Origin of the sequence: Ligilactobacillus salivarius DSM 20555 = ATCC 11741 (assembly GCF_001435955.1) — a bacterium.
Taxonomy (GTDB): Bacteria; Bacillota; Bacilli; order Lactobacillales; family Lactobacillaceae; genus Ligilactobacillus; species Ligilactobacillus salivarius.
In genome coordinates this window covers 1-17,592 of sequence record NZ_AYYT01000020.1, presented here as the reverse complement: position 1 = coordinate 17,592, position 17,592 = coordinate 1, and the positions used below count along the sequence as shown (strand labels likewise).

Sequence of the window (17,592 nt, the reverse complement as noted above, 5' to 3'; positions counted from 1 at the left end):
ATAACACCTACCGTTTCATCAATACCTCTTCTACTTTCTCCATTTCATCAACTACTTTATCTTTATCAATTCCATATTCTAAAAATATTGGTATATTTTGATCTAATTCATTTAACATATACTTCCAATCTGTATTTCCATCATTTAACATCATCGTATTTTTATTTTTTATATCTTTTAAATGATATACAGAAATATTGTCTTTCAATTCATCAAAAGCAACATGTGGATTTTCATTTATCCAATACCAATTTCCAGAATCAAATGTATATCCTAATTTGATATGATTATCACTTAAATAATTTATTGCTTTTTTCATTTCTACTAAAGTTCCATTGGCATTAGGTTGATTTTCAATAGTTACATTTACAGATGTATTATTTAAAATATCATTTAATTTGTTAAAATTTGTATTCCTAATATCTATATGCCCTAAACTGTATTTTAAGTTAGAGATATTATACTTTTCAGCTATTAAAATCTTATTTTCGATATCTTGATTGAAACCTTCTTGATTAAACAATTCTTGCGGAACAGAATAAAATAACTTCCATCCATTTTCCTTACACAAATTAGCGATTTCTTCTAATTCTTCTTCAATTTTGCCTTCATTAAAAAACTCTCCACGCACTTCAATGCTATCTATCAATTTCTCTGGTAGAATTTTCAAGCATTCTAATTGGCTCTTACCTTTTTTTACTTCATTTTCGAAAATAGCTGTGTTTATAGATACATGCATTTATATCCAACCGCCTTTCTTAATATCATTCCTGTGCAGTGTTGTAATCGAAGGTAGCACTCTCTATTTATAAAACGTTTTCATTCAACGACGTCATTATATAAAAAGAAAATAAATATTTCAACACTTAAAAAAGATATTTATTTTCAAAATAAGGTGATAATTCTTTTATATCAGCATTTTATAAAAAGTAAATTTTTTTATTTTGATAAAAGTAAAAATATAATATCTGTAAAATAAAGAAAGCTAAGAATCACGTTAAATTAGTGTAATTCTTAGCTTTCATCTTTATTTACTTCTAAAAATTAAATTCTGGAAACCATATTTTAATTTCACGTTGCGCACTTTCTACACTATCTGATGTATGCACCACGTTTTGGATATGTTTATAAGGCCATTCTCGCCCATAATCTCCACGGATAGTTCCAAATTCAGCTTCTCCTGGATTTGTATTACCAGCCATTCGATGCATTGCTTTAGTAATATTTGTACCTGCCGCAACTATCCCCACAATTGGACCTGATTGCATGTAAGATAACATATCTGGAAAATATGGTTTGTCAACCTTATCATTGTAATGTTGTTTTAATTGATCCTCTGTAGCTGATACAACCTTTAAAGCTTCAATTTCATATCCTTTGCGCTCAATTCTAGTGATAATTTCACCTACATGATGACTTGAAACTCCATCTGGTTTAACTAAGATAAGTGTTCTTTCTTCTGCCAAATTTGTCACTTCTCTTTCTCTTCTCGTTAAATTTACCTATCATTACCTATAAGTATAATCTAACACTAATGAACACTCAACAAATTTTTTTATTTATATATTTACTAGCTCAGCAATTCCACCTAAAAGTTGTGCTTTATTTGCTAAATGACTAACCTTAATTTGTGTCTGTATCAATCCTTTAGGAACATATTCTTCAAGATGTCTTTCTACTAAATCAACTAGATATTCTCCTTGTTTAGCAACTGCACCACCTAATAAGATAAGTTCAGGATCAAATAACAAAATAATTTCTGCTACACCTCGTGCTACTTCATCTCCCCAATCTTCAATAATCTTTTTAAATCTTTCATCACCAGCTTTAGCTTTTTCAAAAGCATCAATTACAGATGTATCAAATCTTTTCAAGTAAGCTTCTAAACTTAAAGTAGCTGCTCTTTTCTGATAGTCTGTTTTAGTATTTTTATCATAAAGAGCATAACCAATAGAATTAGCACCAGCATGAGCACCAGAAAATAATTTCCCTTCATAAAAATATGCACCACCTATACCAGTACCTAACGCTATACAATAAACATTGTCACTGCCTTTCGCACCACCAGCTAAACGTTCTCCTAATAAAGCAGCATCTACATCATTAACTACTGATACTGGTAATCCAGATAATTCTTCTAACTCCTTCTTTATAGGTGTTCCTATATATCCTGGGATTGTTGGACCAGCATATTGAATTTCACCATTTTTACCAACAATGCCAGCTGTACTAACACCAATTCCTAGCAAAGTGTAAGAATTCATCATTTCTTCAGTAATTTTCTTTAGGCTTTTTAAAATATGACCATCTTTATTTTCTAAAGTTGGACAACTACTACTTTCGATAATATTTAATTCAGGATCAATCAAGCCATATTTAATGGTAGTACCACCTACATCAAAACCTAAATAATATTTTTTCATTTGATTACCTTCTTTCTAAAGGAATTTATTATAACCGCTTTCAATATAGCATAAGATACTTTTTTTCTCAAATTAATTTTGTAAAAATAATTATCGCATTGATATAACAACGTTTATGTTTGATTATGATAATTATTATCTAAATATGTTGTTGAAATAATTTTTTTCGTATTGTATAGTATAAGCGAAGGTAGTTAAAGCGTTATCAAAAATGAATTGTGAGGTAATAGATTATGAAAAAACTTTATTCTGCTCTTATGACTGCATTTAACGAAGATGGTTCTGTTAACTTAGACGGCGTTCGCGAAATGGTTCGTTACAATATTGATGTAAATCATATCGATGGACTTTATGTAGGTGGTAGTACTGGTGAAACTTTCATGCTTAGTACAGAAGAAAAAAAGAGTATCTTCAAGGTTGCTTATGAAGAAGCTGCTGGCAAAACACATCTTATTGCTCAAGTAGGCTCTTTGAATTTAAATGAAGCAAAAGAATTAGCTAAATATGTGACTGATTTAGGTTACCCTATGATTTCTGCTGTTACACCTTTCTATTATAATTTCTCATTTGAACAAATTAAGAATTATTATAATTCAATTCTTGAAGGTGTAGATAATAAACTTATTATTTATTCTATTCCAGCCTTAACAGGTGTCGCATTATCTCTAGATCAATTTGCTGAATTGTTTGAAAATCCAAAAATTGTAGGTATTAAATATACTAATGCCGATTTCTATCTCCTAGAACGTGTTCGTAATCGTTTCCCAGATAAGTTAATTCTTTCAGGTTTTGACGAAATGTTATTACCTGCTCTTGCATTGGACGTTGATGGTGCAATTGGTTCAACATTTAACTTAAACGCTCCTCGTGTTAAAGAAGAAATTGCAGCTTTCGAGGCTGGAGATATAGAAAAAGCTCGTGAACTTCAAACATTAAGTAATGACTATATTACTGATCTTTTAAATAATGATTTATATCCTACTATTAAGTTAGTATTTGAAAAACTTGGGGTTCATGCTGGCTACTGCAAAGAACCTATGAGCAAACCAACTCCTGAAATGGAAGCTGGAGCTCAAAAGATTTACGAAAAATATTTCAAAGAATAGTAGAAATTGGGGTGAAGATTATGGAAAATACCTTTCTTGATCAAGTTCATGGAAAATTAATTATTTCTTGTCAGGCACTTGAAGGTGAACCTTTACATAGCTCTTTCATTATGGCACGTATGGCACGTGCAGCTAAAATGGCTGGCGCACCTGCAATTAGAGCTAATTCTATCGTTGACATTCAAGCTATTCAAGACGAGACTGGACTTCCAATTATTGGAATTATAAAAAAAGACTATCCAGATTCTGATGTATATATTACTCCAACTCTTAAAGAAATGCGTCAAGTTGCCGCTACTGGAGTTGAAGTTGTTGCTTGCCAAGTAACAGGACAAGCACGTCCTAATGGAGAAAAATTGGAAGAAATCATTCCTCAATTCCGCGAAGAATTTCCTAATACTCTTCTTATGGCTGATACTGGTGATCTCAATGATGTCAAAGAAGCTAATAGACTTGGTTTCGATATTATCGGTACGACTATGCATGGCTATACCCCTACTACTAAAGGTATGAATATTGCTGATAATGATTTTGAATATTTAAAAGAAGTTCTAAAAGTTGCTGAGCATCCAGTTATTGCTGAAGGTAAAATTGATCTCCCCCAAAAAGCTAAACGTGTTTTAGAATTAGGTGTACATGCCTTAGTAGTTGGTGGCGCGATTACTCGTCCACTAGAAATTGCAAATAAATTTATGGACGCAATTAAGTAAAAAATTGTGCTATACTTGAGATAAATTATATCAGGGGTGATGTTGATGAATTTGCTTAATAATATAGAAGCAATTTTCTCCACACTTTCTCGCCAAGAACGTAAAGTAGCTTTAAAAGTTCTTCAAAATCCTCAAGAAGTACAATCTATGAATATTACTAAATTAGCTAAAAAAGCGGGTGTTAGTAATGCTACTATCACTCGCTTTGTGCGTAGAATGGAATGTTCTGATTTTCATGATTTTAAATTAAAGCTCGCTATATCTGCTGCTAGCTCTCCTGAGGTTCCAGTTTCTTCTGAAAGCGATTCTATGGGAGATAAAGTTTACGAATTCTATCAAAAAGTACTTCAAGGTACTTGGAAGCAACTAGATACTGACACTATTCATAATATTGTCCATGCTATTACTAAAGCTCGTCGTGTCTACGTTTACGGTTTAGGAAGTTCAGGTTATACTGCACAAGAATTCACTCAACGACTAATTCGTATGGGAATTGCTGCTTTTTGTACAGTCGATAGCCATATGATGTTTATAGATAGTACTATTGTAAACTCTGATGATGTTATCATCGCCATTAGTCAATCTGGTAATACTGATGATGTAAATGTTGCTTGTTCTTTAGCCAAACAAAAAGGAACAAAAATTATCAGCATTACTGGATTTTATCAAAGTCCACTTATTGAGCTCTCTACCTGGAGTGCGGTTGTCAAAAATAGTAATTTTGTTGATAATACTCGCTTTATCAATTCTCAGTTAGCAATTGTGTATGTTATTGATATTATTACAATGGAACTTATGGAAAAATCCGAGTATAGTTCTACTATGAATAAGACCGTTGAGTTAATTATGGATCGAAAATTATCTAAATAAAAATAGGCACCAATTGAGTTTTCTCGGTTGGTGTTTTTTGAAAGAAGGAATCTTCTATGAAAATTGCAGTTGTTGGTGGAACTGGGTTAGTTGGCCAAGGAATATTACTGGAATTATCAAAAGATACAACTTTAGAGCTTCACTCTATTTCACGTAATGGCAAACGCCCTAATTCTATTGCTGGTGTTAATTATCATTCTTTTGACTTAGCACATGATACTAGTTGGCATTCTTTACTTCAAACATCTGACTGGGTTATTGATTGTGTAGGAATTCTTCTCCCTAATAAATCAAAAAATCAAACCTATGAAAATAGTAGCATTGAACCTGCTAAGTTAATCATTGATAGCATCGCTAATTTCGATAACAAGTTCTTGTTTATCTCTGCTAATTCAGCTCCATTCTTTTTAAATAATTATTTACATGCTAAAAGAACTGTTGAAAATTATGCTAGTAGAAAGTTGGGCAATCGTGCAATATCTGTCTATCCCGGATTAGTTTATTCTAAATTTCGAAGAAGCAACTATTATCTAGCTGTAATGTTAGACTTTTTATTAAAATTCAAATTATTTAGTTTTCTAAGAAAATATCGTCCAATTAGCAGGGAAAGATTTGCTAAAGAAATACGCTATATAATAGAAGAAAAAAGTAGTGAACTTACTTATAGAATTAAATAATACTAAAATTGTAATCATAAGTTAATTATCTGTAATTGTAATTTTAGTGTTTTTACAGAAAAAATTAAATCAATTCCTCACTAAATTAATCATCTTTTTCCCAATTACTCAACCTTGTTTTAATCATCATGTGTTAGAATGTTTCTTATCATTTTTAAAGGAGAATTTTTATGAATGATAAAAACAAAAAAATAGGTTTATTTAGCTTAATCATGATGATTTTTTCAAGTATCTTTGGTTTCGCTAATATGCCAGTTGCTTTTTTGCAAATGGGATATGCTAGTATCATCTGGTATATTTTTGCAGCCATCTTTTTCTTCTTACCAGTATCTATGATACTTGCAGAATATGGCTCAACTTTTAAAGATGAGCAAGGTGGTATTTATGCTTGGCTAAGTAATACTATTGGTGAAAAACTTGCATTTATTGGAACTTTCATCTGGCTTTCTAGTTGGATAGTTTGGTTAATAAATATTTCATCAAAAGTATTCATTCCCTTCTCCGCCTTGTTATTTGGTAAAGATATGACCCAAACTTGGGCTTTTGGTCCTTTCAGTGCTACCCAAGTAGTCGGAATTTTAGCTATTCTTTGGATTATTTTCGTTACTTTCTTTGCAAGTCGTGGTGCAGATGTTATTTCAAAAGTTTCTAGTGTTGGTGGTGCTTTTGTAACTGGAATGATTTTTGTATTCTTAATTGCTACGTTCATTTCATTATTTGCAACTCACGGACATTTTGAACAACCAATCACTGCATCTGCATTTATCAAATCACCTAACCCTGCTTTTGCTAGCCCGGTTGCTACTTTATCTTTTGTCGTATATGCTATTTTTGCTTATGCCGGCATGGAATCTTTAGGTGGAATGATAGATAATATTGAAGAACCTGAAAAAACTTTCCCTAGAGGTTTGTTGATTTCTTCATTATTAATCGCAGTTGCTTACTCCTTCATGATTCTTTTATGGGGTATCAGCGTAAACTGGAAAGATGTCCTTTCTGGTGACTCTGTTAACCTAGGAAACATCACTTATGTTATGATGCAACATCTTGGAATTTATTTAGGACATAGTTTAGGATTATCTGCAAGTGTAAGTAATCTAATTGGAAATATCTTCATCCGTTTTGTTGGTTTAGGAATGTTTTTAGCTTATGTTGGTTCTTTCTTTATTTTGATTTATTCTCCAATTAAATCATTTATCTTAGGTTCCAAACACTTATGGCCAGAAAAAATGACCAAGCTCAACAAACATGGTATTCCAGAATTCGCTATGTGGATGCAAGCTTTACTTGTATGTATCTTGATCTTCTTAATTTCATTTGGTGGCGGTCAAGCTAAGAGTTTTTATACAATTTTGACTGATATGTCTAACGTGTCAACTTCATTCCCTTATTTATTCTTAGTTGGTGCCTTCCCTGTCTTTAAGAAAAAAGGATTTAAGCAACCATTTATCGCTTACAAGAATCATACTTGGACTAAAATTGTTACCTACATTTGCTTCTTAATTATCTTATTTGGGATCATCTTTACTTGTGTTGATCCATTTATACAAGGCGATTGGGTAACTGGATTTTGGACTGTTATTGGACCAATCTTCTTTGGTTCTCTAGCTCTAGGAATTTATACTCGAGCAACAAAGAAAAATAAGAATAAAAATTAAATTTAAAGCCCTAGTTAGTTGCGATGATTTATCGGACTAACTAAGGCTTTTTCTTATTTATTCTTTTTATGTGCTTTAATTATTTTAAGCGCACGTTTCTTAGTTTTACGATTACTGCTTCGCAAACGACGATAAGCACTTGATAAATCTGTCTTTTCCATTATATTCACCTCTCTTTAACTACCAACTTGCTTTGTGAACACCTGGTATTTTCCCTTGATGTGCTAATTCTCTAAATTTAATACGAGACATTTTAAATTTACGCATGTATGCACGCGGACGACCATCTATTTCATCTCTATTTTTTAAACGTACAGGATTAGAATCTTTAGGTAAATTCCGTAAGCCCTCATAATCGTGAGCTGCTTTTAATTGTCTTCTTATCTCCGCGTATTTAGCAACTAACATTTGTTACTTTCTGTACTTTGCAATTTTTGATTTTTTTGCCAAATGTATTCCTCATTTCATTTAAATAGTAATCATTACTTTTTAAATGATATCAATTACGATTTAAAAAGTCAATAAAAATTAATCATATTCAAAGTAAAGTTGTATAATTTGACTACTTTTTTTCAATTTTCTACAATTATCTTATTAACTACTCTAAGATTAGAAAGGAGAATGGCATTTTTTTAATTGCCTATTAATTCATTGAAACACATTGTTACTGGAATTATTGCCAATGTTGATGCAGGGAAAACTACTCTTTCTGAAGCATTACTATATCAAACGGGAAATCTACGCAGTTTAGGTCGCGTTGATAACGGCAATACTTTCTTAGATACTGATCAACTAGAAAAAAAGCGCGGTATTACCATTTTTTCACACCAAGCTAATTTAGAATACAATGATCTTTCATTAACAATTTTAGATACTCCAGGACACGTTGATTTTGTTACTCAAACCGAACAAGTTTTAAGTGTTCTTGACTATGCTATATTAGTTATTTCTGCTACTGACGGAATTACTAGCCACACTAGATCTCTTTGGAACTTGCTAAAACACTACCATATTCCTGTATTTATTTTTGTTAATAAAATTGATATCAATACTAATATGGCCTCACAGATTTTATCTCAATTGAAAAGTGAATTAGATGAATCAATTATTGATTTTTCTTCCGATAATATGCTTGAAGATATCGCAATGTGCGATGAATCATTATTTGAAGACTATTTACAAACCAATGCCATCCCTGATGAAAAAATCCTATCCTTAATCTCTGATAGGGTTGTTTTCCCATGCTATTTTGGTTCTGCTTTAAAATTAGATGGTATTGATGAATTTTTGCAAGGATTCAATCATTGGACACAAGAGCCGCATTATCCAAACAATTTCCAAGCAAAGATATTTAAAATCTCACATAATGATAAAGGTGAACGTCTAACATGGCTTCGTATTCTAGGTGGTTCGCTAAAACCTCGAGAAGAAATATTGCCTGAACAAAAGATTAGTCAAATTAGAGTATATAATGGAGAGAAATTTTCAACTTATCCAACTGTTAATGCTGGTCAAGTTTGTACCATTCCTGGATTAGTCAATACCTATCCAGGGCTAAGCATCGGAGAAAATCAAATAGATACCATTCCAACTATTACCCCTGTTCTAAGTTATGCTCTTGATCTTAATGGTAATGATATTCAAACTTGCTTAAAAGCTCTTCATGAATTAGAAGATGAAGATCCTAAATTACATGTTACTTGGTCTGAACATCTCAAAGAAATTAGTGTACAAATTATGGGAGAAATTCAGTTAGAAATCCTAGAACAAATACTCCTTGATCGATATAATTTAAACGTCACTTTTACTAAAGTAAATATTTTACATAAAGAAACTATCACTAATTCTATTGAAGGAGTTGGACACTTCGAACCACTTCGTCATTATTCAGAAGTACATTTATTACTAGAACCCGGAAAAAGAGGTAGTGGTCTCCAGTTCGAAAATCAATGTAGTCTAGAAGTATTAGATAAAAATTGGCAACATCAAATTATATCTAATCTCAAAGCTAAAGAACATCTAGGTGTATTAACTGGTTCCCCTCTTACAGATGTAAAAATTACCCTTTTAGGCGGGAAAGCTAGCAATGTACATACAGTCGGTGGGGATTTTCGTCAAGCTTGCAGTCGCGCAGTTCGACAAGGTTTAATGATGCTAAAAGAAAATAATGATTGCCAACTCTTAGAGCCTTGGTATCGTTTCAAACTAAAAGTTGATCGTACTCAAATTGGACGTGCAATCAATGATATTCAACGAATGCATGGTACTTTGGATGAACAACAAGTTGACGGAGTACTAACAGGAATTGCTCCTGTTTCAGAAATGTATGATTATGCCACTAATGTACGCTCATACACTCACGGAAATGGCACTCTAGAATTAGAAATTGCTGGTTATTATCCTTGCCATAACCCAATAGATGTAATCTCTCAACAAAACTATGATCCTGTATCAGATTTGGAAAATACACCTCAATCCGTTTTTTGTGCTCATGGAGCTGGATATACAGTTAACTGGAAAGATGTCCCTGCAACTATGCATTGTGATTATTTTTGGGATGGAATGAATTAGTAAAAAAGCGAAGTTAGATGAAGTATATTAATCTTTTCATCTAACTTCGCTTTAATTTTATTATCTTCTTACATTTCTAAATATCTGCTAACAATATTTTCTACACTCATTCCTAGCTCTCTTAAGACTATGTCACTTGGAGCTGACATTCCAAATTCATCTATTCCTATCATTACTCCATGATCTCCTGCATATTTAGCCCAACCATATGTTGTACCTGCTTCAATTGTCATGCGTTTCTTAAGTTCTGGAGGTATGACTGTATTCTTATATTCTTCACTTTGAGCTTCAAATCTTTCCCAACTAGGTAATGAAACTACACTTACATCTTTACCCTTCTTTTGTAATTCTTCTTTGGCTTTCAAAGCTAAACCTACTTCTGAACCTGTGGCAATCAAAATTCCATCGGCTTCATTTTCAGCTCCTTGAACTACATATCCACCTTTTTCTACCCCATCAAAAACTTTTTCCTTTGAAATTGGCAATGTATCTAAGTTTTGGCGACTCAAAACTAAGATTGTTGGTTTATCTAAGGTTTCTAATGCCACTTTCCAGGCTGCTGATGTTTCATTTCCATCTGCTGGGCGAAATACCTGGACATTTGGAATCGTTCTTAAACTTGCTAGTTGTTCAATTGGTTCATGAGTTGGACCGTCTTTTCCTACTGCCACTGAATCGTGAGTTAAAACATAAATTACTGGTAATTTTTGAATGGCAGATAAACGAATTGCCGCTTTTAAATAATCACTAAATACAAAGAACGTACTTCCGAATACTCGTGTCCCTCCATGTAACATGATTCCATTCATCGCACATGCCATTCCAAATTCTCGAACCCCAAACCAAATATTTCTTCCTTCATATGATTCAGGTTGGAAATCACCTTCTCCAGCAATTACTGTTTTATTCGAACTAGCTAAATCAGCTGCCCCACCCCAAAGTGATGATACTTCTTTAGCTAAAGCATTAATTGCTTTTTGACTAGCTGCACGTGTTGCGATACTGTCATCTTCTCCATATTGTGGTAAAATGTCTCCAAGAGTATTTGGAACCTTGTTAGAAAAGCCGTCGGAAAACTTTTGTGCAAGATCTGAATATTCTTTTTTATATGCTTCAAACATTTCATTCCACTTATTTTCTGCTTTAACACCCTTATCTTGTAAGCATTCTTTAAATCTTTGACTTACTTCTTCAGGTACTGTAAATGGTGGATAATTCCAGTTATATACTTCTTTAGCGTGTGCTACTCCTTCTTCACCAAGAGGACTTCCATGTACTTTATGTGTACCTTGATTTTCTGAACCATAACCAATTGTAGTTTTTATTTCAATAATTGTTGGCTTATCACTTTCTGCTTTTGCTTGAACAATTGCTTTATCAATCTCTTCGAGATTGAAACCATCTTCTACTAGAATATATTGCCAGCCATAAGCTTCAAAACGAGCTCCTACATTCTCTGTAAATGATGCTGAAGTTTTACCATCTAAAGAAATTCCATTTGAATCATACAAAGCAATTAACTTACCTAATTTCAAATGACCTGCCAATGACGCTGCTTCACTAGCGACACCTTCCATTAAATCACCATCGCCAATTAAAGCGTATGTATAATGATCCATTACTGGGTAACCTTCACGGTTAAATTTCTTACCTAGATGAGCTTCAGCCATCGCCATTCCTACAGCCATTGAAATTCCTTGACCTAATGGCCCTGTTGTAGCTTCCACTCCATCGGTACAACCATATTCAGGATGTCCTGGTGTATTAGATTTCCATTCTCTAAAATTCTTCAAATCATCCATTGAAACATCATATCCAGCTAAATGTGCCAAACTATATAGTAAAGCTGAACCATGTCCTGCCGATAAAACAAATCTATCTCTATTTACCCAGTTCATATGTGTTTTAGGATTAATTTTTAAATGACGTGTCCATAGGACATATGCCATTGGTGCCGCTCCCATTGGTAAACCTGGATGACCTGAGTTAGCTCTTTGGATTGCGTCGATTGATAATGTTCTAAGAGTATTTACTCCCAATTGGTCTACTTGATCATACATACCTTTCAGCCTCCTAATTATTTTTGACTCGCTTCAAATTCTGCCCAGTCTTTTTCAAAACTAGCTAATCCATTATCTGTTAATGGATGTTTAAACATCTTTCCAAACACTCCCGCTGGAATTGTTGCTATATCTGAACCTGCCAAAGCTACAGCTTCAACATGTTGTACTCCACGAATACTTGCCGCAATTATTTCAGATTTAAGTCCATAATTATCTAAAACTGTTCGTAAATCTTTAATTAATTTCACTCCATCTGAACCAATATCATCTAATCTACCTACAAATGGTGAAATAAAAGTTGCCCCTGCTTTAGCTGCCATCAATCCTTGGGCAACTGAAAAGACTAGTGTAACATTAGTTTTAATTCCTTCTTTGCTTAGAACACTTACAGCTTTTAACCCCGCTTCTGTCATTGGGATCTTTACAACGATATTATCAGCCCATTTAGCTAAAGCTCTAGCTTGTTCAATCATCTTATCTGCTTCATTAGCCGTTACTTCTGCAGACACTGGGCCATCAACGATTGTTGTTATTTCTTTAATAACGCTTTCAAAATCACGACCTTCACGAGCTACAATCGTTGGATTCGTTGTTACTCCATCCACCAAACCAAGTTCTGCGTATTTTCTAATATCATCAGTATTAGCTGTATCTAGGAAAAATTTCATACTTAATGTTCCTCACTTTCCGTTAATTATTCCTATAATTATATATACCCAACATAATATATTTCTAACATGAATTAATAAATTAATTTAGCAAGTATATTCATTCATCAAAGTTCGGAAAAAGAGACTAGGAACCGTTATCAATTCGCTAGCCTCTTTCATACCTCTATATTCTTTATTCAGAGTAAGTGATTTTACATTTAAAGACAAGTGTTACATTGAAATTATTAATTCAAATGATTTCCAGCAATACACTATTGTATAATATAGAAATTTTGCTAGATTCCGCAAACTATATTCAGAAAACATAGCGATGTTTTTGTATTTTATGAAGTTTTCTAAAATTCCAAAATCTCTCGTATATACTCTAAGTAAATTGCTTAGTTCATTTTTCTTCCATATATTATTACCCTCAAAGCGTAACTTAACTAAAAGCAACTACAGAAATCACTTTTACGTTCTATCCCAATTTACAATTATAGAAATCATACTTGTCCAATTATTTATGTTAGTTTAAAGTTTCATCATCTGGGTTTGATGCAATTAAAACCTTTAATTCCTTACCTGCCATCATTGCTTCAAAAGCTTCACGCCAGTGATCCAAATCAAAGACTTTTGTTACCATCTTATCTTCATTAATAGCACCTTTAGCTTCTAAATGAATAGCAATTGGCCAGTCATATGGATTTTGTGATCTTGAACCAACATAAGTAATTTCATGCTGAATAATTGTTCTTTCGTCTAATTCGTTTAATGGTTTAGCAAACAAACCTACTTGTTGGAAAGTACCACCCTTCTTCAATAATGGTAAAGCTGCATTTACAGCTGGAGTAGCACCTGAACAATCATAAACTTTTGTTACACCTACACCGTTTGTAGCTTCCATAACAATTTTTGCCAAGTCTTCTTTTTGTGTATCAACAACAATATCTGCACCTAATTCTTTAGCAATCTCTAATCTATCAGAATCTTTTGTAATACCAGAAACAATTGTAAATGCACCAATTTCTTTAGCAATTTGCAAAGACAATAATCCCATAGGTCCTGGTCCAATAATTAATACTGTATCATGTAATGTAAATGGTGTTTTTTGATACATTGCATGTACACATGAAGCTAATGGTTCAGACATTGCAGCTAACTTATAGCTAACATTATCAGGTAGTACATGTACACTTTCTTCACGAGTTAATACATAGTTAGCCATACTACCGTTAGCTTTTGTTCCAATACCTGATCTATTTTCACATAGATTATATTCTTTATTCTTGCAGTATACACATTCACCACAAGTATCAAAAGTTGTTTCACTAGTTACGCGGTCACCAGGTTTAACCTTTGTTACTTCATCACCTACAGCAACTACCTTACCTGAAAATTCATGGCCTAAAACTAATGGAGTAACTGCATTCGCATATTCTCCTTTAAATGTATGAATATCAGTTCCACAAATACCTGTATAAGCAACCTTCATTAAAACTTGTTTACCTTTTACTTCAGGAACAGGTATTTCTTGTAGTGACATGTTATCATAGCCTGCTTCTGACTTTACAACTGCTTTCATCTTAGTTGGTATATCCATTTAAAACACCTTTCTTTTCTCGCTATTCTATTCCGTTTGGATAAAACATTACTTTGTTATATGATTCTGATCTAGAAACTATCATATTAAATGCATCTTGGATTTCATCCAATTCAAATTTATGAGTTACTAAATCTTTTATTTTAACGCTTCCATTTTTTACCATTTCAATAGAAGTAGTCCATTCTTTACCAGGGAATGGAGCAGAATAAGAATTCCAAAATCCTTTAACTGTCAATTCATGTCTAAATATATTTTCAAATGCGTCTTTATGTAACATCACATCTGAATATGCAATTCCTACAAAACCTACTTTTCCACGTCTCTTAGTTATAAGTAGTGATTGTTCTTCCGTAATCTTCGAACCTGCACATTCCATAGTAATGTCCACACCTTGTCCATTTGTATATTCTGCTACTTTTTCTTCAAGAGCTTCTTTAGCAGAATTAATAACATATGAACATCCTTCTTCTAAACCTTTTTCCAACTTCTTATCGTCGATGTCAATTCCAATAATATTAACGACACCGGCTGCTTTTAAAAGTCTAATTACTAGGTCACCAATTGCTCCTAATCCAAAAACTGCTGCTGTATCACCAATTTCTGGATTTATCCCCATTACTGCATGCATTGCTACAGCCATAGGTTCAATAAGTGCACCTTCTGTAAAAGAAAGATTTCCTATACTTAATACATTTCTTGCTGGTACACAAACATACTGTTCAAATCCACCTGGTTGTGTTTGTCCAACCATTGCATAATTTTCACACATTTGGAACATTCCAGATTGGCAATATTCGCACTCAAAGCAAGGAATAAACGGAGCTACAGCAACCCTTTCCCCTACTTCAATATTCTCTACGTCACCACCAACAGCATCTATAATTCCTGAAAATTCATGTCCCATTACAGCTGGAAAACCATACTTCCAGCCAGCTTTCATCTTATGACTATCAGATCCACAAGTGCCAGCTGCCATTACCTTTACTCTAACTTCATTACTAGAAGGAGTTGGTAAGTCTTTTTCTACTAAATTAAACTTATTTAAATCAACTAATTCAGCTACTTTCACCAAAAATCATCTCCTAGAAAATTGCATTCCATACTTCAGCAAGTTTCAATAAAATCCAGTTCAAGAAGTTACCACCCATATCTAGAGATGAAACTTTTGCTGCACCTGCTGGGAATTTAACTACACCTTCTAGCATTTGAGTATGAACATCTGTAAAGTTTGTAGCCATAAATAAAGCAATTGTAATAACGATAGCACCAGTGATAACTGAGTTTATGATATTACCTCTTCTTCTAGCTACGATTAAAGATACGTAGAATGGAATCGTTGCCAAATCTCCGAATGGTAACACTTTGTTTCCTGGTAAGATAACAGCGATGAATAATGTAATAGGAACTAATAACAAACCAACAGCTAATGTTGCAGGAGCACCTGTTGATAAAGCAGCATCCATACCAAGTAGGATTTCTCTCTTTCCACCTGTTCTCTTTTGTAATAATTCACGAGCAGCTTCAGAGATAGGAATAAGACCTTCCATAAGTAACTTAACCATACGAGGCATAAGCATCATAACAGCACCCATGTTGATACCTAATGTTAAAACGCCAGCAACGTCATAACCAGCTAAGATACCGATTACAATACCAATGATAATCCCCATCATCATAGGTTCGCCAAAAATACCAAATCTCTTTTGAATTGTTTCAGCGTCTACATCAATCTTTCCAAGACCAGGGATCTTAGAAACTACCCAAGAAATAGGAATACCTAGTAAACCAAAAGCGTCACTAGAACCTGTTGGGAATGAGATACCTTCTAAACCGTAGAATTCTTGCACATCCTTTGCTGTCCAGTCAGCAATAAGTAAACAGAAAATCATGTATAAAATTGCAGAAATGATACTGAAGATCCAGCTTTGAGTTACGATATATGCTACTGAACCTGCAGCAACCATGTGCCAGTAGTTCCAGATATCAATATCCAAAGTCTTTGTAATACCTGTAATTAACAATACAAGGTTAGTTACTAATAATATTGGGATCAAGATAGAAGAAATTGGTTGTCCCCAAGCACCGGCAGCAGCAGATGGCCAACCAACATCAATAACAGTCAGATGGAATCCAAATCTCTTTACCATTGCTTGTGCGGCTGGTCCAATATTAGTTGTCAATAAATTAATAACTAAGTTGATACCTACCATACCAATACCAATCGTCAATGCAGATCTCAAAGCCTTTGAAGCTTTAACTCTAAAAATAAGAGCGATAATAAAAATCATAATAGGGAGCATTACACTAGCACCCATGTTCAATATGTATTGAACAACATCTCCGACTACTTTCATGAGATATCCTCCTTATCAATCAAGCATTATTCAGCTTGTAATTTTTTGGCAGTTTCTATAATTTCATCTTGTAACTTATCCATTCCAATACCTGTTAAGAATCCCATAGCTTTAATTGCTGGGATATCATATTCAGTTGGCAAAATAGTTGTTGAAATTAACATATCAGCATCTTTTTGTTTTGATGCTGCTTCAGCAATCTTAATTTGATGTAATTCAACATCAATGTTATTTTCTTCAAATAACTTTTCTAACTTACTCATAACTACTGTAGATGTAGCAATACCTGCTCCACAAGCTACCAATACATTTAATTTTTTCATGTTAATTCCTCCTAAAAAATTTTAATTACCTTAGTTAAAATACTTCTTTTACATCATCAACTGTTTGCGCAGTCTCTAATTGTTTTAGCTTTTCATTATCTTGAATAAACGCCATTAAAGATTGCAACATTTCTAATTGTTGATGTGGTTGATTTAGCCCAAGCACGAATACCACTTTTGCTTCAACTTCCTCATTAGGATCATCCATTCTTTTGAAAGGGACACCTTTATCTTCTAACGTAATTACAGCTACAAATTCTTTTTCAATCGTATCTGCATCTGTATGTGGAATTGCCACTCCATTATTTTCTAGTTGTAATCCAGTTGGGAATGTCTCTTCACGCTTAATAATTTTTTCTAAAAACAAAGAATTTGCATATCCTTTTTCTTCAGCAATCTTTGCAACTTCCTTAAATAATTCAGTAGTATTTTTGAATGAAGTTTTAGTAAAAATCAGTTCATCGTGAAGAAAGTCTTTAATATTCATATATCTATTACCTCTCTTCTATGTTTTAGAAAACGTTTTCTTTAACTGTAATATATTCTACCCCTCCCCCTGAAGTGCCTTACAATTGTTAGACAAG

18 protein-coding genes are annotated in these 17,592 nt (G+C 33.2%); 6 read left to right on the top strand and 12 right to left on the bottom strand.

Annotated elements, in window-relative coordinates:
• Positions 1–7 precede the first annotated feature (7 nt).
• The 3 genes from FC55_RS08050 to FC55_RS08040 all read right to left on the bottom strand — a co-directional run bounded on the left by FC55_RS08050 (position 8) and on the right by FC55_RS08040 (position 2,423).
• Positions 8–739 carry a sugar phosphate isomerase/epimerase family protein gene (locus FC55_RS08050; RefSeq protein WP_003699393.1) on the bottom strand — a complete coding sequence of 244 codons (732 nt, stop codon included), beginning with the start codon at positions 737–739 and terminating at the stop codon, positions 8–10.
• Positions 740–1,037: 298 nt separating this feature from the next.
• The gene (ndk, locus tag FC55_RS08045) at positions 1,038–1,475 is read right to left on the bottom strand and encodes a nucleoside-diphosphate kinase (RefSeq protein ID WP_003699392.1); all 438 of its coding nucleotides are present in this window, start codon (positions 1,473–1,475) and stop codon (positions 1,038–1,040) included.
• Positions 1,476–1,559: 84 nt separating this feature from the next.
• The gene (locus tag FC55_RS08040) at positions 1,560–2,423 is read right to left on the bottom strand and encodes an ROK family protein (protein WP_003699389.1); all 864 of its coding nucleotides are present in this window, start codon (positions 2,421–2,423) and stop codon (positions 1,560–1,562) included.
• Positions 2,424–2,656: 233 nt separating this feature from the next.
• Here FC55_RS08040 and FC55_RS08035 point away from each other — a divergent pair, with 233 nt between their 5' ends.
• The 5 genes from FC55_RS08035 (at position 2,657) to yjeM (ending at position 7,444) form a co-directional block, all read left to right on the top strand.
• On the top strand, positions 2,657–3,529 hold the full coding sequence (locus FC55_RS08035; RefSeq protein ID WP_003699386.1) for an N-acetylneuraminate lyase: 873 nt from the start codon (positions 2,657–2,659) through the stop codon (positions 3,527–3,529).
• Positions 3,530–3,549: 20 nt separating this feature from the next.
• The gene (locus FC55_RS08030) at positions 3,550–4,239 is read left to right on the top strand and encodes an N-acetylmannosamine-6-phosphate 2-epimerase (protein WP_003699384.1); all 690 of its coding nucleotides are present in this window, start codon (positions 3,550–3,552) and stop codon (positions 4,237–4,239) included.
• 45 nt (positions 4,240–4,284) lie between these two features.
• Positions 4,285–5,109 carry a MurR/RpiR family transcriptional regulator gene (locus FC55_RS08025; RefSeq protein WP_003703447.1) on the top strand — a complete coding sequence of 275 codons (825 nt, stop codon included), beginning with the start codon at positions 4,285–4,287 and terminating at the stop codon, positions 5,107–5,109.
• 56 nt (positions 5,110–5,165) lie between these two features.
• Positions 5,166–5,786: an NAD-dependent epimerase/dehydratase family protein gene (locus FC55_RS08020; RefSeq protein WP_003699382.1), complete on the top strand. Its 621-nt coding sequence runs from the start codon at positions 5,166–5,168 to the stop codon at positions 5,784–5,786.
• Positions 5,787–5,956: 170 nt separating this feature from the next.
• Positions 5,957–7,444 carry a glutamate/gamma-aminobutyrate family transporter YjeM gene (gene yjeM, locus FC55_RS08015; protein WP_003699381.1) on the top strand — a complete coding sequence of 496 codons (1,488 nt, stop codon included), beginning with the start codon at positions 5,957–5,959 and terminating at the stop codon, positions 7,442–7,444.
• A 53-nt stretch (positions 7,445–7,497) separates the two neighbouring features.
• Here yjeM and FC55_RS08010 read toward each other — a convergent pair whose 3' ends face one another.
• Positions 7,498–7,605 (bottom strand): putative metal homeostasis protein, encoded by a 108-nt coding sequence (locus FC55_RS08010; protein ID WP_003699379.1) that lies wholly within the window; start codon positions 7,603–7,605, stop codon positions 7,498–7,500.
• Between the two features lie 19 nt (positions 7,606–7,624).
• Positions 7,625–7,852, bottom strand: coding sequence for a 30S ribosomal protein S14 (gene rpsN / locus FC55_RS08005; RefSeq protein WP_003699377.1), 228 nt, complete (start codon positions 7,850–7,852; stop codon positions 7,625–7,627).
• Positions 7,853–8,080: 228 nt separating this feature from the next.
• Here rpsN and FC55_RS08000 point away from each other — a divergent pair, with 228 nt between their 5' ends.
• Positions 8,081–10,015 (top strand): GTP-binding protein, encoded by a 1,935-nt coding sequence (locus tag FC55_RS08000; RefSeq protein ID WP_003699375.1) that lies wholly within the window; start codon positions 8,081–8,083, stop codon positions 10,013–10,015.
• A gap of 68 nt (positions 10,016–10,083) precedes the next feature.
• Here the strand turns inward: FC55_RS08000 and tkt are convergent, their stop codons facing one another.
• The 7 genes from tkt to FC55_RS07965 all read right to left on the bottom strand — a co-directional run bounded on the left by tkt (position 10,084) and on the right by FC55_RS07965 (position 17,495).
• Positions 10,084–12,075: a transketolase gene (tkt, locus tag FC55_RS07995; protein WP_003699373.1), complete on the bottom strand. Its 1,992-nt coding sequence runs from the start codon at positions 12,073–12,075 to the stop codon at positions 10,084–10,086.
• Between the two features lie 17 nt (positions 12,076–12,092).
• Positions 12,093–12,746, bottom strand: coding sequence for a fructose-6-phosphate aldolase (gene fsa, locus FC55_RS07990; protein ID WP_003699371.1), 654 nt, complete (start codon positions 12,744–12,746; stop codon positions 12,093–12,095).
• A 508-nt stretch (positions 12,747–13,254) separates the two neighbouring features.
• Positions 13,255–14,328 (bottom strand): zinc-binding dehydrogenase, encoded by a 1,074-nt coding sequence (locus FC55_RS07985; protein ID WP_003699370.1) that lies wholly within the window; start codon positions 14,326–14,328, stop codon positions 13,255–13,257.
• Between the two features lie 22 nt (positions 14,329–14,350).
• Positions 14,351–15,400 (bottom strand): galactitol-1-phosphate 5-dehydrogenase, encoded by a 1,050-nt coding sequence (locus FC55_RS07980; protein WP_003699368.1) that lies wholly within the window; start codon positions 15,398–15,400, stop codon positions 14,351–14,353.
• Between the two features lie 13 nt (positions 15,401–15,413).
• Positions 15,414–16,685 (bottom strand): PTS galactitol transporter subunit IIC, encoded by a 1,272-nt coding sequence (locus tag FC55_RS07975; protein ID WP_003699367.1) that lies wholly within the window; start codon positions 16,683–16,685, stop codon positions 15,414–15,416.
• Positions 16,686–16,711: 26 nt separating this feature from the next.
• Positions 16,712–17,008, bottom strand: coding sequence for a PTS sugar transporter subunit IIB (locus FC55_RS07970; RefSeq protein WP_003699366.1), 297 nt, complete (start codon positions 17,006–17,008; stop codon positions 16,712–16,714).
• Between the two features lie 34 nt (positions 17,009–17,042).
• Positions 17,043–17,495 carry a PTS sugar transporter subunit IIA gene (locus FC55_RS07965; protein ID WP_003699364.1) on the bottom strand — a complete coding sequence of 151 codons (453 nt, stop codon included), beginning with the start codon at positions 17,493–17,495 and terminating at the stop codon, positions 17,043–17,045.
• Positions 17,496–17,592: the final 97 nt, after the last annotated feature.